Source organism: Streptomyces sp. JJ38, assembly GCF_019303475.1.
Classification (GTDB): Bacteria; Actinomycetota; Actinomycetes; order Streptomycetales; family Streptomycetaceae; genus Streptomyces.
Genome location: NZ_JABLSI010000036.1, coordinates 30,435 through 52,309, shown reverse-complemented (window position 1 = coordinate 52,309; position 21,875 = coordinate 30,435). Strand labels below are relative to the sequence as shown.

Here is a 21,875-nt window from a genome sequence, read left to right as displayed (position 1 = left end):
CCGGAGGCGGGGGCGGGGATCTCGGTGTCGACCTTGTCGGTCGAGACCTCGAGCAGCGGCTCGTCGGCCTCGACGGTCTCACCCTCGGCCTTCAGCCAGCGGGTGACGGTGCCCTCGGTGACGCTCTCGCCGAGCGCCGGAAGGGTTACGGAAACCGGCATGGTTTCGGTTGCTCCTTACGAAAGGTACGGATGTGGTCGCGCCCGACGCGATCAGTCGTGGGAGTGCAGGGGCTTGCCGGCCAGCGCCAGGTGCGCCTCGCCGAGAGCCTCGTTCTGCGTGGGGTGAGCGTGGATGAGCTGTGCGACCTCGGCGGGCAGCGCCTCCCAGTTGTAGATGAGCTGGGCCTCTCCGACCTGCTCGCCCATCCGGTCGCCGACCATGTGCACGCCGACCACGGCCCCGTCACGCACCTGGACGAGCTTGATCTCGCCCTGCGTCTTGAGGATCTTGCTCTTGCCGTTGCCACCGAGGTTGTACTTGAGCGTCACCACCGCGTCCGCGCCGTACTTCTCCTTGGCCTTGGCCTCGGTCAGACCGACGGAGGCGACCTCCGGGTGGCAGTACGTGACGCGCGGCACGCCGTCGTAGTCGATCGGGACGACCTTCTGCCCGGCCACCCGCTCTGCGACGAGGATGCCCTCGGCGAAGCCCACGTGGGCGAGCTGGAGGGTCGGGATGAGGTCACCGACGGCCGAGATGGTCGGCACGTTGGTCCGGCAGTACTCGTCGGCGAGGACGTAGCCGCGGTCCATCGCGACCCCGGCCTCCTCGTAGCCCAGGCCCTGCGAGACCGGGCCGCGGCCGATGGCGACCAGCAGCACCTCGGCCTCGTACTCCTTGCCGTTGGCCAGCGTGACCTTGACGCCGCCGTCGGTGTACTCGGCCTTCTCGAAGAAGGAGCCGAGGGAGAACTTGATGCCGCGCTTGCGGAAGGCGCGCTCCAGCAGCTTCGAGCTGCTCTCGTCCTCGGCCGGGACGAGGTGGGGCAGGCCCTCGACGATCGTCACGTCGGCGCCGAAGGACTTCCACACCGAGGCGAACTCGACGCCGATGACGCCGCCGCCCAGGATGATCGCCGACTTCGGCACCCGGTCCATGACCAGGGCGTGGTCGGAGGAGATGATGCGGTCGCCGTCGATGTTCAGCCCCGGCAGGGACTTGGGCACCGAGCCGGTGGCCAGCAGGATGTGCCGGCCCTCGTAGCGCTGTCCGTTCACGTCGACGGACGTGGGGGAGGAGAGGCGGCCCTCGCCCTCCACGTAGGTGATCTTGCGGGAGGCGATCAGCCCCTGCAGGCCCTTGTAGAGGCCGGAGATCACGCCGTCCTTGTACTTGTGGACACCGGCCATGTCGATGCCCTCGAGCGAGGTCTTCACACCGAACTCGGCACCCTCGCGGGCCTGGTCGGCCAGCTCACCGGCGTGTAGGAGCGCCTTGGTGGGGATACATCCGTAGTGCAGGCAGGTGCCGCCGACCTTGTCCTTCTCGATCAGGGCGACGTCGAGACCCAGTTGCGAAGCGCGCAGGGCGGCGGCGTAACCGCCGCTACCGCCGCCGAGGATCACTAGGTCGAAAACGGTGCTGGCGTCGTTCGCCACGTCACGTCCTCCATGCATGGGTGCGCCGGAGCCGGTCGACTGTGACCGGGCGGCTGTGCGTTCGGCCGCTCTACTGCTTCGGCCCTGTGGTTGAGCGGGCCCCTGTCCTGCCGAGACCCCATCTTCGCACTTGTCGGGGGCGGGCGGGACGCGGGGCCGGTGTGTGAGACGTCGTGCGGCCTCCCGAGCGGTTCCGGCCTGCGCCGCAACCGGCTGCTACCGGTCGGTAGCCCGGCCTGATCGCCGAGAGCGAACACCACGCGGGTCGCGGAGGACCCGGACGCGCTCGGGCCCTCCGCGGGGCGTGACGGCCCTGCGGAGGGCCCGGGGGAGCGGGGCGGCCGGGGGGACGTCAGAGGCCCGGGGCCCCGGCGACGGTGGCCGCCCTGGCGGCCGCGACGCGCCGCGGTGCGCGGGACGCACGCCGTGCGCCTTCCGCCCGCGGTGCGAGGAGCGTCACAGCAGCTCGCCGTCCGCGGTGCGCTCGGCCAGCCGCAGCAGCGTCCGCACCGCGGAGCCCGTGCCGCCCTTGGGCGTGTAGCCGAACGGCGCCGACTCGTTGAACGCGGGGCCCGCGATGTCCAGGTGGGCCCACGGCGTGCCCTCGGAGACGAACTCCTTCAGGAACAGGCCGGCCACCAGGCCGCCGCCCATGCGCTCGCCCATGTTGGCGATGTCGGCCACGGTGGAGTCCATGCCCTTGCGCAGCTCCGGCGGCATCGGCATCGGCCAGGACTGCTCGCCGGCCTCCTCCGCCGTCTCGTGCACCTCGGTGCGGAACGCCTCGTCGTTGGACATGACGCCGAAGGTGCGGTTGCCCAGGGCCAGCACCATGGCGCCGGTCAGCGTGGCGACGTCGACGAGCCCGTCCGGGGACTCCTCGCAGGCCCGGGTCAGCGCGTCGGCCAGGACGAGGCGGCCCTCGGCGTCGGTGTTGAGGACCTCGACGGTCTTGCCGCTGTACATGGTCAGCACGTCGCCCGGGCGCAGCGCGTTGCCCGAGGGCATGTTCTCGGCGAGGGCGAGCCAGCCGGTGACGTTGACCGCGAGCCCCAGCCGGGCGGCGGCCACCACGGCCGCGAACACGGCGGCGGCACCGCTCATGTCGCACTTCATCGTCTCGTTGTGGCCGGCCGGCTTCAGGGAGATGCCGCCCGAGTCGTAGGTGATGCCCTTGCCCACGAGGGCCAGCGTCTTGGCCGACTTCCCGTACGTGTAGCTGAGCTTCACCAGCCGGGGCGGGCTGTCCGAGCCCTGGCCGACGCCCAGGATGCCGCCGTAGCCGCCCTTGGCCAGCGCCTTCTCGTCCAGCACCTCGACCTTGAGGCCGTGCTCCTTGGCGGCGGCCTGGGCCTGCGCGGCGAACGAGGCCGGGTGCAGGTCGTTCGGCGGGGTGTTGATCAGGTCCCGGGCGCGGGCGACCTCCTCGGCGAGCACGACGGCCCGCTCGACGGCGGCCTTGTGCGCCTTGTCGCGGGGCTTGCCGCCCAGCAGCGCCACCTCGGCCAGCGGCGCGCCGGCGTCGTCGCCCTTGCCCGCCTTGGCACCCTTGGCGCCCTTGGCCGACTTGGCGCCGGCGCCCTTGCCCTCCTGCTCGCCCCGGTAGGCGGTGAAGGCGTAGGCGCCCAGCAGCGCGCCCTCGGCGACCGCGGCGACGGACTCCACGCCGTCCTCCAGAGGAAGGGCGAAGGCGGCCTTGCGCGTTCCGGTGAGCGCCCGCGCGGCGGCACCGGCGGCCCGGCGCAGCGTCTCGGGGGCGAAGCCGGAGCCGTCCTCGGGCGCGGAGCCCAGGCCCACGGCCAGCACGACCGGCGCCTTCAGCCCGTCCGGGGCCGGGAGCTTGGTCGTCTCGCCCTCGCCGCCGCTCGCGCCGAGCGTCTCCAGGACGGTGGCGAGCCGCCCGCCGAACGCCTTGTCCACCGTCTCGGCACCGGGGGTGATGGCCGGAGTGCCGGAGTCGTCGGCGCTTTTGGCGATGCCGATGACGATGGCGTCCGCACGCGTCGTTGCGGCGGACGAGGTACTGAGGGTCAGAGCAGTCACTGTCCTGGAGATCCTGTTCTTTGGAGATTCGTGTGAATTCCCTGGGGGTCTGGTGAGGCTGAGCCTACGCCTCAGCCTGCCGCAACCGACGGGCGGCTGGGAAGCGGCGGGCACCCGCCCGGCCGTCAGCCGTGCGCCGGGCGCCCGGCCGGCCCCCGCGCCTCGGCGAGGTCCGCCGAGGTCAGCCGAGGGCCAGGACCAACAGGCAGGCGGTCGTGGCGCTTTCGGCGAGCGCTCCGAAGACGTCGCCGGTGACCCCGCCCAGCCGGCGCCGGCACCGGCGCAACAGCAGCTCGGCCACGGCCAGTCCGGCGAGGACGGCCGCCGCGCCCCGCAGCGCGTCCGCGGCGCCGCCCACCGTTGCGCCCGCCGCCGCGGCCAGGAGCGTCACCGCCCCGGCGACCACCGCGGCCGGGACGGGTGGGACGGTGCCCGCGACGACCGCCCCCAGCCCCTCGGGACGGGCCGCGGGCACCCCGCGCCGGGCGGCGAGCGTGAGGGCGGTGCGGGCGGCGGTGGCGGCCACGGCGTACCCCCAGGCGGCCTCGGCCCAGCCCTCCGCGTAGAGCCCGGCCAGGACGGCGACCTGTCCGAGCAGCACGAGCAGCAGCGCCACCACCCCGAAGGGACCGATGTCGGACTTCTTCATGACCGCGAGCGCGCCCGCGGCGTCCCGGCCGCTGCCCAGCCCGTCGGCGACGTCGGCCAGCCCGTCCAGGTGGAGCCCGCGGGTCAGTACGGCCGGGACCGCGACCGTGGCGACGGCCGCGGTGAGGGGGCCCGTGCCGAGCGCCGCCAGCGCCGCGCCCGTCGCGCCCGCCGCGAGCCCGACGACCGCCCCCGCCACCGGCGCGCAGAGCATGCCCGGGCGGGCCGTGGCGCGGTCCCAGCGCCGCACGGGGACAGGGATCACGGTGAGGGTGCCGAAGGCGAAGCGGAGGCCGTCCGTGCGGCGAGGCGGTGTGTCGTTCATGGCGCGGACAGGCTACGGCCTGCCCGTGGACGGCCGGATCCGGGTGCGCCCCTCAGGGGCGCGGGAACCGCGCGACCAGCCACGACGCGGCGGCGGGTGACGCGGCGCGGGCAGGGCAGCCCCGACCCGGGCCGGACCCGGTACCGGGCCCGCGTGGCTCAGGCCACGTCGGCCGGGGCCGGGTCAGGGGCCTGGGCCGGGGTGTCGGCGGGCAGCTCCGCGGCGAGCGCGGCCGCGGCCTGGACGAGCGGCAGCGCGAGCAGCCCGCCGGTGCCCTCGCCCACCGTCACACCGTGGTCCAGCAGCGGTGTGAGCGCCATGCGGTCCAGGGCCTTGGCCTGCCCCGGCTCGCCGCTCGCCTGTCCGGCCAGCCACCAGTCCGGGGCGCGGAAGGCGACCCGCTGGGCGACCATGGCGCAGGCCGCCGAGACGACGCCGTCCAGGATCACCGGCGTCCGGCGGACGGCCGACTGGAGCAGGAAGCCGGTCGCCGCGGTGAGGTCCGCGCCGCCCACCGCGGCCAGCAGCCGCAGCTGGTCCCCGAGGACGGGCCGGGCGCGCCGCAGCCCGTCCCGGATGGCGGCGCACTTGCGCATCCAGACCAGATCGTCGATCCCGGTGCCGCCGCGGCCTGTCACGACCGAGGCGTCCGTGCCGCACAGCGCGCCGATCAGGATGCCGGCCGCCGTCGTGCCGCCGACGCTCAGGTCGCCCAGGACGACGAGGTCGGTGCCCGCGTCCGCCTCCTCGTCGGCGACGGCCATGCCGACGCGGAAGGCGCGCTCGGCCTCCTCGGCGCTCAGGGCGTCCTCGACGTCCGCGCGCCCGCTGGAGCGGCGTACCCGGTGCCGGGTGACCTCGGCGGGCAGCTCGGCGGGGTCGCAGTCCAGCGACATGTCCACGATGCGCATCGGTACCCCGGCCCGGCGTGCCAGGACGGCGCCGGGGCTGCTGCCGTCCAGCGCGGAGCGGACCAGGGTGTGGGCCGAGCCGGCGGGCCGGCCCGAGACGCCGAGTTCGGCCAGCCCGTGGTCGCCGGCGAACACCACCATCCGGGGCCGCTCGACGGGGGCGACGGGCACCCGGCCCTGGGCCGCGGCGAGCCACTCGCCGATCTCGTCCAGCCGGCCGAGGGCGCCGCGCGCGAGCCCGGTACGCAGTCGGCGCTCCTCCGCGTCCCGCCGGACGCCGCCGTCGGGCCGCTCGATGAGGTCGCCGAAGTCGTCGAGGTCCAGGCGGTCTTCGCTCATGGAGGGGAGGTTACCCGGCGCGGCCCGGGGCCCCGGGCTCCGGGGCCGGGCCCGCTCGCCCCGGTGGCGGCCGGCGTCTCGCGCCTCCCCGCGGTGTGCGCCTCACCCCCGCCGCCCGCCCCTCAGCGCAGGACGACGGCGTTGCCCGCGACGACGAGGAGGGCGTGCTCGCACTCCGCGGCGAAGGCCGTGTTCAGCCGGCCCAGCTCGTCCCGGTAGCGGCGGCCCGCCGGCGTCGCCGGATGGACGCCCGAGCCGACCTCGTTGCTCACGGCGACGACCGTGCGGCTCGTCCCGCGCAGCGCCCCCACCAGCTCCGCGACCCGCTCGTCGAGCCGCCGCCTGCCGCCCCGCGCCCAGGACTCGTCCGACCAGGCGTCGACGGCGTCCATCGCGTCCGTCAGCCACAGCGACAGGCAGTCGATGAGCAGCGGCGGCCCGTGGCGCTCCAGCAGCGGCACCAGATCGCATGTCTCGACGGTGCGCCAGGAAGACGGCCGGCGCTCCCGGTGCGCACTGACCCGCTCCGCCCAGTCCTCGTCGCCATCCCGGGAGCCGCCCGTCGCGACGTAGAGGACGTCCGGGTGCGCGCTCAGCCGCCGCTCGGCCTCCACCGACTTGCCCGAGCGGGCGCCGCCCAGCACCAGCGTGCGGCGCGGCACCTCCGGGACGTCGTGGAAGTCCCCGGCCGCCAGCGTCGTGCCGTCCGGTTCGACTCGCGCCCCGACCGCCGCCAGCCGCCGGTGCAGCTCGTCGCCCGGGGGCACGGTGTGGTCCACGTGGACGGCCAGCACGTCCGTCGTCGGGCCGACGACCCCGGCCGCCCGGAGCCGGGCCAGCGCCTCGGGGCGGCCCAGCACGTCCAGCAGCACGAGGTCGTAGGGGGCCTGCGCGTCCTCCAGCCCCGCCGGGGCCGAACCCGGGGGCAGGTAGAGCAGCCGCTGTCCGTCGGGCCCGGTGACGGCGTATCCGGTGCCGGGCGAGTCCAGGGCGACGGCGTGGACGCGGTGGCCGCTGATCAGCGCCAGGTCCTGCCCGTCGGGCACCCGCACCGGCGCGGGGAGCCCGGCGGGAACCTCCACGGGCGGGCCGTCCTGCGGATGGGAGAGCAGCACCTGCCGCACCCCGTGCAGCGACCGCCCCGCCCGGGCGGCGGCGAAGGCGGGCCCCGGAGTGAGATCGACGAGCAGGGTTCCGTCCACCAGCAGCGCCGTGGCGGCCCGGGCACGGGTGCCGAGGGAGGCGGCGCACACGGCGCAGGGGCAGTCGGGCCGGGGGAGTCCGGCGGGTGCGCCGGTGCCGAGCAGAGTCACGTCCACGGGACGATCGTCTCGCGTCCTGTCCGGAACGGCGCGGGGACCCACGTCCTGACTCCCCCGGCCGGGGCTGCCGCGAGTACGCTGCGGGCAGGATCCGCATGATCTTCCGACGACCCCGGCGCCCAGGAGGCGGACATGGCATGGACGTGGCAGTTCGAGAAGGCGGACGGCACCAGCACGGAGCCCCCGGCCCCCGTCGAGGACTTCGCCACCCAGGGGGACGCGGAGTCCTGGGTCGGGGAGAACTGGAAGGAACTGCTGGAGAGCGGCGTCGACCAGGTGCGGCTCCTGGAGGACGGCACCGAGGTCTACGGGCCGATGAGCCTGCACGCGGCCGCCGAGTGACCCGGCTGGGCGAGCCCCTCAGGCCTCGCCCAGCCGCACCGTGACCCGGTGCTGGGCGCCGCCGCGGAGGTAGCGGACCGGCACCCGGTCCCCCGGACGGTGCCCCGCGAGCGCCTCCGCGAGGTCGACGACGTCCACGATCTCCTCGCCGTCGACCTCGACGACCAGATCCCCGGGACGCAGGCCCGCCGCGGCGGCGCCCCCGTCCTCCGCGACCTCGACGACGGAGGCGCCCGCGGGCTGGAAGTCCTCCCCCAGGACCGTGCGCACGGAGACGCCCAGCTCCGCCTTGTCCGCGTCCACGACCTTGCCGTGGCGGATCATCTGCCCGGCGAGGTCGCGGACGGTCGCCGCCGGGATGGCGAAGCCGATGCCCGGCGCCGGGGCCGCGCCGAACTGCGGGTCCCGCGCCGAGAGCGTCGGGATGCCGATGACCTGCCCGGCCAGGTTCACCAGGGCCCCGCCGCTGTTGCCGGGGTTGATCGCGGCCGAGGTCTGCACCATGTTGCCGATCGTGGCCCGCCCCTCGCCCTCGCTCACCGAGCGGCCCACGGCCGAGACGATGCCCTGCGTGACGCTGGAGGAGAGCCCGAGCGGGTTGCCCATGGCGAGCACGATCTGTCCGACCTCCACCCGGGCCGAGTCGCCGAAGGTGGCCGGACGCAGTCCGCGCGGCGGGTCGGTGAGCCGGATGACGGCCAGGTCCTGGTCCTCGTGGGCGGCGACCAGCTCCGCCTTGAGCGGGCCCCCGCCCGTGGCGAGCGTCACCTCGAACGTCCGCGCGTCACCGACCACGTGCGCGTTCGTCACGATGTGCCCCGCGGTGTCGTGGACGACGCCCGAGCCGAGCTGCTCGTCGGTGGTGATCTGCACGACGGACGGCAGGACGTCCTGCACGACCTGCTGGTACCGCTCCTGGAGCTCGTCCGGGTCCGCCGGGGCGGGCGGCGGCGGGGACGGCGCGCGCGTGGCGGACGACGGGCCGGACGGGCCGGCTGAGTGCCCCGCCCCCGGCCCCTGGCCCGCGAGGCCGGAACAGCCGGTGAGCGGCGTCGTGACGCACAGCAGCGCCGCCGCGCACAGCAGGGCGGCGCCCGCGCGGCTGGCGGCGGGGACGGCGGCGGCACGGGTCATGAGCGCAGTCTCGCCCCCGGCCCCGGGCGCCGCCGGTCGGCACCGTCGAACGGCCGACCCCGCACCGCCCGCCCGGGACGGCCCGACGCACGACGACGGCGCCGGACCCGCCCCGTGCGGGGCGGGTCCGGCGCCGTCGTGGAAGGGGTGCCGAGGCCCTCGGCGGTTCACCCGGCGGAGGGAGCCGCGGAGGGCAGCCGTGCGGTGAGCCGCGCCGGAGGAGCGCGTCACACCCCGGGGATCAGACCGTCCTCGGTGAGCAGCGCGCGGACTTCCTCGATCGTCGCCTCCCGCTCCGGGAGGATCAGGTCCGAGGGCTCCAGCGCGGCGTCGGGCAGGGGGGCGCCGAGCCGGTGCACGGCGTCCAGCAGCGCGAGCAGCGTGCGGCGGAACCCCGGCTCGTCGCCGCCGTCCAGCTCCGCCTGCAGCTCGTCGTCCAGCTTGTCGAGCTCCGCCAGGTGCGAGTCGTCCAGCTCTACCTGGCCTTCGCCCATGATCCTTACGATCACGTCGTGCTCCTTCGTGCGGGGCCGGAAGCCGCGGCCGTCACTGCTTGTCGAACTTGGGCGTGTCCTGCCGCTGGGCCTGCTGCCCCTGATCCGAGGCACCGCCCTCGATGGCCTGCTGCCCGCTGCTGCCGCCGGCCAGCTCGGCCTTCATGCGTTCGAGCTCCAGCTCCACGTCGGAGCCGCCGGAGATGCGGTCCAGCTCGGCACTGATGTCGTCCTTGGCCGTCCCCGTCGGGTCGTCCAGGGCACCGGAGGCCAGCAGCTCGTCGATCGCGCCCGCCCGGGCCTGGAGCTGCGCCGTGCGGTCCTCCGCGCGCTGCACCGCGAGCCCGACGTCGCCCATCTCCTCGGAGATGCCGGTGAAGGCCTCGCCGATCCGTGTCTGCGCCTGGGCCGCCGTGTAGGTGGCCTTGATCGTCTCCTTCTTGGTGCGGAACGCGTCGACCTTCGCCTGGAGCCGCTGCGCAGCCAGGGTGAGCTTCTCCTCCTCGCCCTGGAGCGTCTGGTGCTGCGTCTGCAGGTCGGTGACCTGCTGCTGCAGGGCGGCCCGCCGCGTCAGCGCCTCCCGGGCCAGGTCCTCCCGGCCGAGCGAGAGCGCCTTGCGGCTCTGCTCCTCCAACTTCCCCGACTGCTGGTTGAGCTGGTTGAGCTGAAGCTCCAGCCGCTTGCGGGAGGTGGCGACGTCCGCGACGCCGCGTCGCACCTTCTGCAGCAGCTCCAGCTGCTTCTGGTAGGAGTAGTCGAGCGTCTCGCGCGGGTCCTCGGCCCGGTCCAGGGCCTTGTTGGCCTTCGCGCGGAACAGCATTCCCATCCGCTTCATGACACCGCTCATGGGCCTCGCGCGCCCCCTTCGTCGACGGACTCTTCGCCTCGGCATCCCTACAGAACCCACAGTACGGGCCCTGCTTCCATTACCGCACCGTCCTCGCCCCGATGAGCTCCTTCTCCAGGACGATCGTGACGCGTGCGTCTCCCGCCAGGGGTGTAGACGCGGACTCGGGGCGTCCCCGTTCCGCCGGGTTCCGTCCGGTCCGGGAGCATCCCGGAGGCGCCGTCCGTTTCCACCCGGTGCCGCCGCCCACCCCGTCCCGGAAGCTCCCGCCCTCCCGCCGAGGTCACCGGGTCACCGTTGCGGGATCGTGCTCACGGCGGGTGGGGCGCACCCCCGGGCACGCCGTAGTCTTGGAGACGTGTTCCGAAGCCGTTCCAAGGAAGATCACTCCCCGGCCGCCGAGGCCGCCGAGGAGCTGACGCAGCGCGACCCACAGGCGCCGAAGGGCCGCCCGACGCCCAAGCGCCGGGACGCCCAGGCGCAGCGCCGGTCGCTGTCCAAGCCCCCGGCCAACCGCAAGGAGGCCGCGAAGCGGGCGCGCGAGGCGCGCCGGGCGGACATGGCCAAGCAGCGTGAGGCCCTGGCCACGGGTGACGAGCGCTACCTGCCCCCGCGCGACCGCGGCCCCACCCGCCGCTTCGCCCGGGACTACATCGACGCAAAGTGGCACATCGCCGAGTTCTTCCTGCCGATCGCCGTGCTCATCCTCGTGCTGAGCATCGTGCCGAACGTGCAGGCGAAGAACCTCTCGCTGGTGCTCTGGATGGGCGTCATCGCGATGATCGTGCTCGACTCGGTGGTCACCGCGCGGCGGCTCAAGAAGGCCCTGCGCGAGCGCTTCCCCGGGGAGAACCTGCGGGGCGTCACGATGTACGCCCTCATGCGCACGCTCCAGATGCGCCGCATGCGGCTGCCCAAGCCGCAGGTGGCCCGGGGTGAGGCGCCGCGCCGCTGATGCCCGCCCCCGCCCAGGGCTTCGGCGAGGCGGCCGAGGCCTGGCTCGGTGGAGTCGGCAGGCTGCGTGACGCGGTGCGCCAGACCCTCGTCGCGCATCAGCTCGACGCCGAGCTGGCCGCCCGCTTCCCCGTCGGGCGTCGGCTGCGCGTTCTCGACGTCGGCGTGGGACAGGGCACCCAGGCGGTGCGGCTGGCCCGCATGGGGCACGAGGTCACCGGGATCGACCTCGACCCGCGCATGCTGGAGGCCGCCCGCGACGCCCTGGCCGCCGAGCCGGTGGACGTCCGGGGCCGCGTCCGGCTGCTGGCCGGGGACGCCCGGGAGACCGGCGCCCGGTTCGCGCCGGGCTCCTTCGACGCCGTGCTCTGCCACGGCGTGCTGATGTACGTGGAGGAGCCGGGGCCGCTGCTGGCGGGCCTGGCGAGGGTGCTGGCCCGCGGCGGGTTGCTGTCCCTGGTGGTGCGCAACGCCGACGCGCTCGCCCTGCGCCCCGGGCTCTCCGGCGACTGGGAGGCGGCGCTGGCGGCCTTCGACGACCCGCACTACACGAACCGGCTGGGCGTCGCCGCCCGGGCCGACCGGCTGTCCACCCTCACGGCGGCGCTGGCGGGCACCGGGGCTCCGTTGCGTGCCTGGTACGGCGTGCGGCTCTTCACCGACCTGGCGCCCGACGAGGCGGAGCCGCCGTCGGGGGAGGAGCTGGAGCGGTTGCTCGCCGCGGAGGAGCGAGCCGGGCGGACCGACCCCTACCGCGGTGTGGCCGCGCTGCTGCACGTCTGCGCGACGCGCGACTGACCCGCGCCCGCGCAGGGGCGCGGGGAACCGCGCGACCGGCCACAGCGCACCCGCACGCTGCGACGTGCCGACCGGGCCCCGTTGGGGTGGGGCCCCGTGCCGGGGGCTGCGCTTGCCAGCCCCGCGCCGTCGCGCAGACCTCGCAAGCGCAGCGGCCCGGGGTTCACGGCAGGGCGAGCATGCGCTCCAGGGCGAGCTTGGCGAACTTCTCCGTCTCGGGGTCGACCTGGATGCGGTTGACCACGGTGCCGTTCGCCAGCGACTCCAGCGCCCACACCAGGTGGGGCAGGTCGATGCGGTTCATCGTCGAGCAGAAGCAGACCGTCTTGTCGAGGAAGACGATCTCCTTGCCGTCCGCGGCGTAACGGTTCGCCAGCCGCCGTACGAGGTTCAGCTCGGTGCCGATGGCCCACTTCGAGCCGGCCGGGGCCGCGTCGAGCGTCCTGATGATGTACTCCGTGGAGCCCACGTAGTCGGCCGCGGCGACGACCTCGTGCTTGCACTCGGGGTGGACCAGGACGTTCACGCCGGGTATCCGCTCGCGGACGTCGTTCACCGAGTCGAGCGAGAAGCGGCCGTGCACCGAGCAGTGGCCGCGCCACAGGATCATCCTCGCCGCCCGCAGCTCCTCGGTGCTCAGACCGCCGTTCGGCTTGTGCGGGTTGTAGACGACGCAGTCGTCCAGCGACATCCCCATGTCGCGCACGGCGGTGTTGCGCCCGAGGTGCTGGTCGGGCAGGAAGAGGACCTTCTCGCCGTTCTCGAAGGCCCAGTCCAGCGCGCGGCGCGCGTTGGAGGAGGTGCAGATGGTGCCGCCGTGGCGGCCGGTGAAGGCCTTGATGTCCGCGGAGGAGTTCATGTACGAGACGGGGACCGTGACGTCGGCCACCCCGGCCTCGCTCAGCACGTCCCAGCACTCGGCGACCTGCTCGGCCGTCGCCATGTCCGCCATCGAGCAGCCGGCGGCCAGGTCGGGGAGCACGACCTGCTGGTCGTCGGTGGTGAGGATGTCGGCGGACTCGGCCATGAAGTGCACACCGCAGAACACGATGTACTCGGCCTGCGGGCGGGCCGCGGCGTCCCGGGCGAGCTTGAAGGAGTCGCCGGTGACGTCGGCGAACTGGATCACTTCGTCGCGCTGGTAGTGGTGCCCGAGCACGAAGACCCGGTCGCCCAGCTTCTCCTTGGCCGCGCGGGCGCGCTCCACCAGGTCCGGGTCGGAGGGGGCCGGGAGGTCGCCGGGGCACTCGACGCCGCGCTCGCTCTTCGGGTCGGCCTCCCGGCCGAGGAGCAGCAGGGCCAGCGGCGTGGGCTGGACATCCAGTGACTGCGCTGGGTTCACGTTTGTTCACTCCTCTTGGCGAATCCGGGCGCCTTGGAAGCTGACGGCACGCACCCTTGATTCAGGGCCGCCCTGGGCGGGCGACCCCTGCCTCGTCTTCTGGTCTGACTCGGTTTCTCGTCTAACTGACGCAATCCCATGATAACCGGTTCGTGTCAGTGTGACGATGCAGCGGGCCTGCGATGTGACGCACGCCCCGTCCCCGACCCCCGCTCCCTGCCGCCGGGCCGTGACCGAGTGCGGGGCGGTGTGCGAGCATGAAGGCGGAATGAGCGGAAGAGGATGACCCCGCACCGGAATGAATCCGGCAGCCCGCCTGTTCCCCAGGTGGCAGAGCAGTCCGTACAACCCGGGAGAGAAGCAGATGTCCGTATCGGACGAGACGGCTACGACGACTGACGGCATCATCCTGTCCGACGCCGCGGCGTCGAAGGTCAAGACCCTGCTGGAGCAGGAGGGCCGGGACGACCTGGCGCTGCGCGTCGCCGTTCAGCCGGGCGGCTGCTCCGGTCTGCGCTACCAGCTCTTCTTCGACGAGCGTTCCCTCGACGGGGACGTCGTGAAGGACTTCGACGGTGTGAAGGTCGTCACCGACCGGATGAGTGCCCCGTACCTCAACGGCGCCTCGATCGACTTCGTCGACACCATCGAGAAGCAGGGCTTCACGATCGACAACCCGAACGCCACCGGCTCCTGCGCCTGCGGCGATTCCTTCAGCTGAGCGAGCCCGCCGGCCCGGCCCCGTACGGGGCCGGGCCGGCGGTGTGCGACGACGGAGGGCGGCTCCCACTCGGGGAGCCGCCCTCCGTCGTGCTCACGGTGTCCTCGGCCTGCGTCCTCGGCCCTGCCTCCAGGGCCTGCGTCCTCCGCTCCGCGCCGGGAGTGGGGCCGCGTGACGCGGACGCTCAGCGGCGCGGAATCGTCCGGCCCCCGGCGTCGACGACCGTGCGCTCGCCGACCGGCTCCTCCAGGGGCACCGTGACGCTCGTCTCCTTGGCGACGAGGATGCAGGGCTGCCCGGGCTCGGCCGGGGTCGCGGCCACCGTCACCCGCACGCGGTCCGCCGTCTCCGCGGCCTCGGCCGCGTAGACGCCGCACACCCCGCCCATGAAGTGCAGGGTCAGCTCGCGGTCGCTCGCGCTGTAGCCCTCCACCGTCATGCCCATGTGGGGCGGCTCCACGTCCGGGTCGGCCGGAGGCACGAAGCCGGGCTCCTGGCCGCCGTCACCCTTCGGCGGCGCGGGCGGCATGGGGTCCGTCGTGGGCGGCGCGCTGGGGCGCGGGTCGGGCCGCTCGCCGGGCGCGGGGACGCCCGTGGGCTCGCCCGGGTCCCCCGGGGCGCCCGGGCTCCCCTCGCCGCCGGCCGCGACGGTGATGTCCACCGGCTCCAGGGCGGGAAAGGTCACGGCGCGTCCCCGCGCCCCGCCGTCGTCCGCCAGCTCGAACCGCCACGACGGCACGAGTACCGGCTCGCCGCGCGAGTGCCGGGCGGCGAGCACGAACTCGGCGTCCGTGACCACCAGCTCGTCCTGGCCCGCCGACGGCTCCATCCGCTGTGCCGGGCAGGGCGTCGTCACACAGTGCACCGCCACCGGAACGCCGCGCTCGCTCATCACCCGCAGCGTCTCCTCGGCGCCCAGCACCGGGTACGTGGTGCCGGCCCGCACGGTGGCCAGGTGACCCTCCGCCCGGACGACGCGCCCGTCGGCCCCGACCGACACGGTGGTCCGCCAGGCGTCCGTGGGCACCTCCTCCAGCACCGGGTCCGCCTCCACGAGCCGCAGGGCGCCCCGTGTCCCGGCGGCCTCCGTCCGCGCCTCGCCCAGGCCCGCGGCCTCCAGCACCGGGGCGGCGATCTCCTTGGCCTCCTCGGGGGAGACCGGCGGTGTGATGGGCGCGGCCGGCGCCCGCCCGGGGGACGTCGCGGTGCCGTCGTGCGAGGGCACTTCCTCGCCCTTCAGCCCGCCCTTGTCGTCGCCCTGGGGCGTGTAGTGGACGAAGGACCAGGCGCCGCCGTCCCGCTCGCGCACCCGCAGGGCGGGGCCCGTGCCGTCGGTGCCGTCGGCGGCCACCCAGGAGCCGTGCTCGCGCTCCGGCTCCGCGGTGATGCCGAGCGAGCGGGCGAGCTCCGTCACCGTCTCCTTGTCCACCTGCCCGGTGGGGCGGTACACCGTGGCCCGCTGCGGGCCACGCGGGAGCTCGCCCTCGGCGCGGAAGGTGGGCACGGAGGCGGCGGCCGCCTCCGGATAGCCCTCCAGCTCCAGCGGGTCGGGTTCACCCACGGCCGCGACGTCCGGCTTCGCGCCGCCCGAGGGGCCGCCCTGCCCGGCGGCGACGACCGCGCCGCCGCCGACCAGCAGCACCGCGACGGCCACCATCGCGGTGACCAGCCGCCTTCGGCCGGGCCTCTCCGGCACGTCATCGGGGTGCGGTTCTGTATCCACCGTGCTCACCGCGTCGCTCCTTCGGCTCCGCCCTGCGCTGACGCGGGTGGGACGTGCCGAGGAGCGTTCCGGTTCCGCTTCGTCTTCCGGTGGGCTCTCCCGTCGGCTCCGCCGTCCGGCGGGGCCGGTCAGTCGCCGTAGTCGGACATCCCGTCCAGGAGCCGACTGGAGCGGTCGGGGACCCGTACGCCGTGCAGCGGCTCGGCGGGCTTGCGCGGTTCCGCGGCGGCCGCGGAGCCGGACGTCCAGCGCCCGGCCATCCGCGCGCAGTCGCCCCGCAACTCGTCGAGGGATTCCGGCTCGGGCGCGCCGGACGTGGTCGAGGGTGCCCTGTCCTTGGTCATGAGTCGACGGTAGCCAGCAATCGGACGTCGGGTAAGACCTACTTTCGGGTAGTAATCGCCAGTAGGTACATCTGCTGCGAAGTTCCCTCGAACGGGTAGCGTGAAGTGACCGCCCAACCGACTCCGCCACGACAGGAGCAGCCCGCCGTGCGCATCGCCGTCTCCGGCTCCATCGCCACCGATCACCTGATGACCTTCCCCGGTCGATTCGCCGACCAGTTGGTCGCGGAGCAGTTGCACACCGTCTCCCTGTCCTTCCTCGTGGACACCCTCGACGTCCGCCGCGGGGGCGTCGCGGCCAACATCTGCTTCGGCATGGGGCAGCTCGGCGCCCGTCCCGTCCTCGTCGGCGCGGCCGGTGAGGACTTCGCCGAGTACAGCGCCTGGCTGGAGCGGCACGGCGTGGACACCGAGTCCGTGCGGATCTCCGAAGTGCTGCACACCGCCCGCTTCGTCTGCACCACCGACACCGACCACAACCAGATCGGCTCCTTCTACACCGGGGCCATGAGCGAGGCCCGGCTCATCGAGCTCCACGCCGTCGCCGAGCGTGTGGGCACCCTGGATCTGGTCCACATCGGCGCCGACGACCCGGAGGCGATGTTCCGGCACACCGAGGAGTGCCGGAACCGCGGCATCCCCTTCGCCGCCGACTACTCGCAGCAGCTCGCGCGCATGGACGGCGACGAGATCCGCGAGCTCACCGACGGCGCCGCCTACCTCTTCGCCAACGAGTACGAGGCCGCGCTCATCGAGCGGAAGACCGGCTGGTCCGCGGAGGAGCTGCTCACCCGGGTCGGCACCCGCGTCACCACCCTGGGCGCCCGCGGTGTGCGGATCGAACGCAAGGGCGAGCCGACCGTCGAGGTCGGCTGCCCGGAGGAGGAGCGCAAGGCCGACCCGACGGGCGTCGGCGACGCCTTCCGGGCCGGCTTCCTCTCCGGCCTCGCCTGGGGCGTGAGCCTGGAGCGGGCGGCCCAGGTCGGCTGCATGCTGGCGACCCTGGTCATCGAGACCGTCGGCACCCAGGAGTACGCGCTCAGCCGCGATCACTTCATGGAGCGTTTCACCAAGGCCTACGGTTCCGACGCCGCCGCCGAGGTCCAGGCCAACCTGGCCTGACATCCGGGCCCCGGGCAGGAGATCAGCGGCGGCGGACCCGGTACTCCGTCCCCTCGGCGCCGAGGAACTCCTGCCCGCGCATCTCGCACCACGCCGGGATGTCCAGCCGGGCGGCCTCGTCGTCGGAGAGCACGATGACGACGCCGCCCACCGGCACCCGGTCGATCACCTTGGCCAGCTCGATCACCGGGATCGGGCAGCGCTTGCCCAGGGCGTCCACGGTGATCGACGCCTCGGAGGGCGTCGGGGCGGGCTCGGCCGACGCGGCCTCCTGCGGCTTCAGCTGGTCCCGCACGGAGCGGACGGCCTCCGGGAGCGCCCTCAGGAAGGCGTCCACCTCCTCCGCCGTCGTCCCCCGGGGGAGGGACATCCGGATGTTCCCCTCCGACAGGACGCCCATCGCGCGCAGCACATGGCTCGGGGTCAGGGTGCTGGACGTGCACGAGGAGCCGGAGGACACCGAGAACCCGGCCTCGTCCAGCGCGTGCAGGAGCGCCTCGCCGTCCGCGTAGAGGCAGGAGAAGGTCACGATGTGCGGCAGCCGGCGCAGCGGATCACCCACCACCTCCACGTCCCCCACGCGTTCGGGCACCGCCTGCCGGATGCGGTCCACCAGCGGACGCAGCCGCTCCGCCTCCGCCGCCGCCTCGGCCTGCACCGCCCGCAGCGAGGCCGCGGCGGCCACGATGGCCGGCAGGTTCTCGAAGCCCGGCGCCCGCCCGGACTCCCGCTCGTCCCGCGGCCCCGGTGGGGAGAAGCGGACGCCCTTGCGCACCGCGAGCAGCCCCACCCCGCTCGGCCCGCCCCACTTGTGCGCGCTGGCGGCCAGCAGCGCCCAGTCCCCGCCGACCTGACCCCACGCCAGGGACTGGGCGGCGTCCACCAGAAGGGGGACGTCCGCCTCCCGGCAGGCCGCGGCCACCTCGGCCACCGGCTGGACGGTGCCCACCTCGTGGTTGGCGGACTGCAGACAGGCCAGCGCGGTGGCCTCCCCGGGCTCCGGGCCCCCCGGACGGAGCAAGCCGGCGAACTTCTCCGGGACGACGCGGCCGCCGCGGTCCACCGGTGCCTCGGTCACCGTCCCGCCGTCCGCCGCGTGCCGCTCGGCGGCGTGCAGGACGGCCGAGTGCTCGACGGCCGAGACCAGCAGGTGCCGTCCCGTCCGGCGCCGTCCTGTCAGCACGCCGGCCACCCCGGTGTGCAGGGCGTGGGTGCCCGAAGGGGTGAAGACCAACTCGTCCGGTCGGCAGCCCACCGACTCCGCGGCCGACTCCCGGGCCGCGTCCAGCAGCAGCCTGGCCCGCCGCCCCTCGCGGTGCAGCCGCGCCGGGTCGGCCCAGCCCTCGTCGAGCGCGGCGAGCAACGCCTGCCGGGCCAGGGGGTGCAGGGGAGTGGCGGATGCGGCGTCGAAGTAGGGCACGGGCAAAACCTAACCCGCCGCGAGGCCGCCGCCGGGCCCCCGCACCGGGGCATTCCACCCCTTCGGAGGGAGCGGCGGCGCGTTACCCACCCTCCCCGCACGCCTCCAGATCGTGTCCAGTAGGGTTTGGTCCGCATAAACATCCAAACCCTGCCCGCGCCAGGGCCGGCGCTCGGTCACCAGGTCCGCGCCCGGCTGAGCGGGCGAGACTCTCGGGAAGGCGCTACGTGAGTCCCAACGGCTCCGACCTCCCCCACGAGCGCCTGGAGGCGCCCGCGGGTGGTTCCCCCCGGTCGCGGCGCCCGATGCGGCGGATCCTGCCGCCGGCGCTGTCCGCGGTCCTGGTCCTGGCGACCGCAACCGGTTGCACATCAGAGGACCTCCCCCGCCTCGGCATGCCCACTCCCGTCACGGAGGAGGCGCCGCGCATCCTCTCCCTGTGGCAGGGCTCGTGGGCTGCCGCCCTCGCCGTCGGCGTGCTGGTGTGGGGGCTGATCCTGTGGAGCGTCATCTTCCACCGGCGCTCCCGCACCAAGGTCCAGGTGCCCACACAGACCCGGTACAACATGCCCATCGAGGCGCTGTACACCGTGGTCCCGCTCCTCATGGTCTCGGTGCTCTTCTACTTCACGGCTCGTGACGAGACCGAGCTGCTGGAGACCTCCGACAAGCCCGACCACGTCATCAACGTCGTCGGCTACCAGTGGAGCTGGGGCTTCAACTACCTGGAGGACGTGGACGGCGACCCGTCCACCGACAACCGGGACGCCGAAGAGCTCGCCGGTATCCCCGACCGGATGATGGAGGCCGTCCCCGAGGGCGCCGAGGGCGTGCACGTGGCGGGCATCCCGGGCGACCGGAACCCGCAGACGGGCAACCCCGGCCCCACGCTGTGGCTGCCCAAGGGTGAGACGGTCCAGTTCGTCCTCACCTCGCGGGACGTCATCCACTCCTTCTGGGTGGTGCCGTTCCTGATGAAGCAGGACGTGATCCCCGGCCACACCAATGTCTTCGAGGTGACCCCCAACAAGGAGGGCACCTTCCTCGGCAAGTGCGCCGAGCTGTGCGGTACGGACCACGCTCGGATGCTGTTCAACGTCAAGGTCGTCTCCCCCGAGCGCTACCAGCAGCACTTGGAGGAACTGGCCGAGCAGGGCAACACCGGCTATCTGCCTGCGACGATCGAGCAGTCGGAAGCGGCCAAGAATGCGGAGACGAACAACCCGTGAGCATCCTCAACGAACCCCAGGGTGCCGCCGCGGCAGACGACTCATATGAGAACGAGCTGCCCGTGCGGCGCAAGCAGCCAGGCAACGTCGTGGTCAAGTGGCTGACGACCACCGACCACAAGACGATCGGCACGCTCTACCTCGTCACGTCGTTCGTCTTCTTCATCGTCGGCGGCGTCATGGCGCTCGTCATGCGCGCCGAGCTGGCCCGTCCGGGCACGCAGTTGGTGTCGAACGAGCAGTTCAACCAGCTCTTCACCATGCACGGCACGGTGATGCTCCTGATGTTCGCGACGCCGCTCTTCGCGGGCTTCGCGAACTGGATCATGCCGCTGCAGATCGGCGCGCCCGACGTGGCGTTCCCGCGGCTGAACATGCTGGCCTACTGGTTCTACCTCTTCGGCTCCTCGATCGCCGTGGGCGGCTTCCTCACGCCGAACGGCGCGGCCAGCTTCGGCTGGTTCGCCTACACGCCGCTCTCCAGCGTGGAGCACTCGCCGGGTGTCGGCGCCGACATGTGGATCGTCGGTCTGGCCCTCTCCGGCTTCGGCACGATCCTCGGTGCGGTCAACTTCATCACCACGATCATCTGCATGCGCGCTCCGGGCATGACGATGTTCCGCATGCCGATCTTCACCTGGAACGTGCTGCTCACCGGTGTGCTGGTGCTGCTGGCCTTCCCGGTGCTCGCCGCGGCGCTCTTCGGCCTGATGGTGGACCGCACCTTCGGGGCGCACATCTTCGACCCGGCCAACGGCGGGGCGCTGCTGTGGCAGCACCTGTTCTGGTTCTTCGGTCACCCCGAGGTGTACATCATCGCGCTGCCGTTCTTCGGCATCGTCTCGGAGATCGTCCCGGTCTTCTCCCGCAAGCCGCTCTTCGGCTACATCGGCCTCATCGGCGCGACGATCGCGATCGCCGGCCTCTCGGTGACGGTGTGGGCCCACCACATGTACGTCACCGGCGGCGTGCTGCTGCCGTTCTTCTCCTTCATGACCTTCCTCATCGCGGTTCCGACCGGTGTGAAGTTCTTCAACTGGATCGGCACCATGTGGAAGGGCTCGCTCAGCTTCGAGACCCCGATGCTGTGGACCGTCGGCTTCCTGATCACCTTCCTCTTCGGTGGTCTGACCGGCGTCATCCTGGCCTCGCCGCCGATGGACTTCCACGTCTCCGACTCCTACTTCGTGGTGGCCCACTTCCACTACGTGGTGTTCGGCACCGTGGTCTTCGCGATGTTCGCCGGCTTCCACTTCTGGTGGCCGAAGTTCACCGGCAAGATGCTGGACGAGCGGCTCGGCAAGATGACGTTCTGGACGCTGTTCGTCGGCTTCCACGGCACCTTCCTGGTGCAGCACTGGCTCGGCGCCGAGGGCATGCCCCGCCGGTACGCCGACTACCTCGCGGCCGACGGCTTCACCGCGCTGAACACCATCTCGACGATCAGCTCGTTCCTGCTCGGCGCGTCGATGCTGCCGTTCTTCTACAACGTCTGGAAGACGGCGAAGTACGGCGAGAAGGTCGGCGTCGACGACCCGTGGGGCTACGGCCGTTCGCTCGAGTGGGCGACGTCCTGCCCGCCGCCGCGGCACAACTTCCTCACCCTGCCGCGGGTGCGTTCGGAGTCGCCGGCGTTCGATCTGCACCACCCGGAGATCGCCGCGCTCGACCAGTTGCAGAACCACATCGCCGAGGAGGCCCCGGCCTCCATCGCCGGCGGCGCATCGGGTGCGAAGGAGACCGGCAAGTGAAGATCCAGGGCAAGATGTTCATCTGGCTGGCCCTCTTCATCCTGGCCATGGCCATCATCTACGGCATGTGGTCGAAGGAGCCGGTCGGCACCACCGCGCTGTTCATGGCCTTCGGCCTGACCATCATGGTGGGCTACTACCTGGCGTTCACCGCCCGACGGGTGGACACCGGCGCCGGGGACCGGGAGGACGCGGACGTCGCGGACGACGCGGGCGAACTGGGCTTCTTCAGCCCGCACAGCTGGCAGCCGCTCGCCCTCGGCGTCGGCAGCGCGTTCGCCTTCCTGAGCCTCGTCTTCGGCTGGTGGCTCATGTGGATCTCCGCGCCGGTCATCCTCGTGGGCCTGTTCGGCTGGGTGTTCGAGTACTACCACGGTGAGAACCAGAACCAGTGAGACACGGTGAGGCCGCGCTCGGTACGCCGAGCACGTGAGTGCGGCACCGCGAAAGTCAAGGGTCACCCCC

Annotated in this window: 21 protein-coding genes; 8 read left to right on the top strand and 13 right to left on the bottom strand. The window is 73.3% G+C overall.

Annotated elements, in window-relative coordinates; translation table 11 throughout:
• The 6 genes from HPT28_RS19480 to HPT28_RS19455 all read right to left on the bottom strand — a co-directional run.
• Positions 1-161: biotin/lipoyl-containing protein (locus tag HPT28_RS19480; protein WP_306824639.1), on the bottom strand; the 161-nt coding region annotated here is incomplete at its 3' end.
• 51 nt (positions 162-212) lie between these two features.
• Positions 213-1,601, bottom strand: coding sequence for a dihydrolipoyl dehydrogenase (lpdA, locus tag HPT28_RS19475; RefSeq protein ID WP_219092436.1), 1,389 nt, complete (start codon positions 1,599-1,601; stop codon positions 213-215).
• Between the two features lie 456 nt (positions 1,602-2,057).
• Positions 2,058-3,644 (bottom strand): leucyl aminopeptidase, encoded by a 1,587-nt coding sequence (locus HPT28_RS19470; protein ID WP_219092435.1) that lies wholly within the window; start codon positions 3,642-3,644, stop codon positions 2,058-2,060.
• Between the two features lie 181 nt (positions 3,645-3,825).
• Entirely contained in the window at positions 3,826-4,617 is a 792-nt protein-coding gene (locus HPT28_RS19465) for an adenosylcobinamide-GDP ribazoletransferase (RefSeq protein ID WP_219092434.1), read from the bottom strand.
• 158 nt (positions 4,618-4,775) lie between these two features.
• Positions 4,776-5,867: a nicotinate-nucleotide--dimethylbenzimidazole phosphoribosyltransferase gene (locus HPT28_RS19460; protein ID WP_219092433.1), complete on the bottom strand. Its 1,092-nt coding sequence runs from the start codon at positions 5,865-5,867 to the stop codon at positions 4,776-4,778.
• Between the two features lie 122 nt (positions 5,868-5,989).
• Complete coding sequence (locus tag HPT28_RS19455; RefSeq protein WP_219092432.1) at positions 5,990-7,186, bottom strand: bifunctional adenosylcobinamide kinase/adenosylcobinamide-phosphate guanylyltransferase; 1,197 nt, start codon at positions 7,184-7,186, stop codon at positions 5,990-5,992.
• A 135-nt stretch (positions 7,187-7,321) separates the two neighbouring features.
• Here HPT28_RS19455 and HPT28_RS19450 point away from each other — a divergent pair, with 135 nt between their 5' ends.
• Entirely contained in the window at positions 7,322-7,531 is a 210-nt protein-coding gene (locus tag HPT28_RS19450; RefSeq protein WP_219092431.1) for a hypothetical protein, read from the top strand.
• 18 nt (positions 7,532-7,549) lie between these two features.
• Here the strand turns inward: HPT28_RS19450 and HPT28_RS19445 are convergent, their stop codons facing one another.
• The 3 genes from HPT28_RS19445 to HPT28_RS19435 all read right to left on the bottom strand — a co-directional run bounded on the left by HPT28_RS19445 (position 7,550) and on the right by HPT28_RS19435 (position 9,994).
• On the bottom strand, positions 7,550-8,665 hold the full coding sequence (locus tag HPT28_RS19445) for a S1C family serine protease (RefSeq protein ID WP_219092430.1): 1,116 nt from the start codon (positions 8,663-8,665) through the stop codon (positions 7,550-7,552).
• A 227-nt stretch (positions 8,666-8,892) separates the two neighbouring features.
• Positions 8,893-9,174 carry a hypothetical protein gene (locus HPT28_RS19440; RefSeq protein WP_219092429.1) on the bottom strand — a complete coding sequence of 94 codons (282 nt, stop codon included), beginning with the start codon at positions 9,172-9,174 and terminating at the stop codon, positions 8,893-8,895.
• A 37-nt stretch (positions 9,175-9,211) separates the two neighbouring features.
• A complete protein-coding gene (locus HPT28_RS19435) occupies positions 9,212-9,994 on the bottom strand; it encodes a PspA/IM30 family protein (RefSeq protein ID WP_257578929.1) in 783 nt (260 codons plus the stop codon).
• A gap of 370 nt (positions 9,995-10,364) precedes the next feature.
• On the opposite strand from HPT28_RS19435, the gene HPT28_RS27105 reads away from it, so the two are divergent.
• Together HPT28_RS27105 and HPT28_RS19425 are read left to right on the top strand one after the other, a co-directional pair.
• Positions 10,365-10,961, top strand: a complete 597-nt coding sequence (locus tag HPT28_RS27105; RefSeq protein ID WP_308119371.1) for a DUF3043 domain-containing protein — start codon at positions 10,365-10,367, stop codon at positions 10,959-10,961.
• The gene (locus HPT28_RS19425) at positions 10,961-11,758 is read left to right on the top strand and encodes a bifunctional 2-polyprenyl-6-hydroxyphenol methylase/3-demethylubiquinol 3-O-methyltransferase UbiG (RefSeq protein ID WP_219092427.1); all 798 of its coding nucleotides are present in this window, start codon (positions 10,961-10,963) and stop codon (positions 11,756-11,758) included. Before HPT28_RS27105 ends, HPT28_RS19425 begins: the two co-directional genes overlap by 1 nt.
• Positions 11,759-11,921: 163 nt before the next feature.
• Here HPT28_RS19425 and nadA read toward each other — a convergent pair whose 3' ends face one another.
• The gene (gene nadA, locus HPT28_RS19420; protein ID WP_219092426.1) at positions 11,922-13,100 is read right to left on the bottom strand and encodes a quinolinate synthase NadA; all 1,179 of its coding nucleotides are present in this window, start codon (positions 13,098-13,100) and stop codon (positions 11,922-11,924) included.
• 364 nt (positions 13,101-13,464) lie between these two features.
• Here nadA and erpA point away from each other — a divergent pair, with 364 nt between their 5' ends.
• Positions 13,465-13,821 (top strand): iron-sulfur cluster insertion protein ErpA, encoded by a 357-nt coding sequence (gene erpA, locus HPT28_RS19415; RefSeq protein ID WP_219092425.1) that lies wholly within the window; start codon positions 13,465-13,467, stop codon positions 13,819-13,821.
• Between the two features lie 184 nt (positions 13,822-14,005).
• On the opposite strand, the gene HPT28_RS19410 is transcribed toward erpA, so the two are convergent.
• Both HPT28_RS19410 and HPT28_RS19405 read right to left on the bottom strand, forming a co-directional pair.
• Complete coding sequence (locus tag HPT28_RS19410) at positions 14,006-15,553, bottom strand: hypothetical protein (protein WP_219092424.1); 1,548 nt, start codon at positions 15,551-15,553, stop codon at positions 14,006-14,008.
• A gap of 119 nt (positions 15,554-15,672) precedes the next feature.
• Positions 15,673-15,888: a hypothetical protein gene (locus tag HPT28_RS19405; RefSeq protein ID WP_219092438.1), complete on the bottom strand. Its 216-nt coding sequence runs from the start codon at positions 15,886-15,888 to the stop codon at positions 15,673-15,675.
• Between the two features lie 147 nt (positions 15,889-16,035).
• Between HPT28_RS19405 and HPT28_RS19400 the strand changes: the two genes are divergently transcribed.
• Positions 16,036-17,010 carry a carbohydrate kinase family protein gene (locus tag HPT28_RS19400; protein WP_219092423.1) on the top strand — a complete coding sequence of 325 codons (975 nt, stop codon included), beginning with the start codon at positions 16,036-16,038 and terminating at the stop codon, positions 17,008-17,010.
• A 22-nt stretch (positions 17,011-17,032) separates the two neighbouring features.
• On the opposite strand, the gene HPT28_RS19395 is transcribed toward HPT28_RS19400, so the two are convergent.
• Positions 17,033-18,430, bottom strand: a complete 1,398-nt coding sequence (locus tag HPT28_RS19395; RefSeq protein ID WP_219092422.1) for a cysteine desulfurase/sulfurtransferase TusA family protein — start codon at positions 18,428-18,430, stop codon at positions 17,033-17,035.
• A gap of 227 nt (positions 18,431-18,657) precedes the next feature.
• On the opposite strand from HPT28_RS19395, the gene coxB reads away from it, so the two are divergent.
• Genes coxB through HPT28_RS19380 form a run of 3 tightly spaced genes read left to right on the top strand, consistent with a single transcriptional unit; the run spans position 18,658 to position 21,805 of the window.
• Positions 18,658-19,659 carry a cytochrome c oxidase subunit II gene (gene coxB / locus HPT28_RS19390; RefSeq protein WP_219092421.1) on the top strand — a complete coding sequence of 334 codons (1,002 nt, stop codon included), beginning with the start codon at positions 18,658-18,660 and terminating at the stop codon, positions 19,657-19,659.
• Positions 19,656-21,410, top strand: a complete 1,755-nt coding sequence (ctaD, locus tag HPT28_RS19385) for a cytochrome c oxidase subunit I (protein ID WP_219092420.1) — start codon at positions 19,656-19,658, stop codon at positions 21,408-21,410. Before coxB ends, ctaD begins: the two co-directional genes overlap by 4 nt.
• Positions 21,407-21,805 (top strand): cytochrome c oxidase subunit 4, encoded by a 399-nt coding sequence (locus HPT28_RS19380; protein ID WP_219092419.1) that lies wholly within the window; start codon positions 21,407-21,409, stop codon positions 21,803-21,805. Before ctaD ends, HPT28_RS19380 begins: the two co-directional genes overlap by 4 nt.
• The last annotated feature ends 70 nt before the right edge of the window (positions 21,806-21,875 follow it).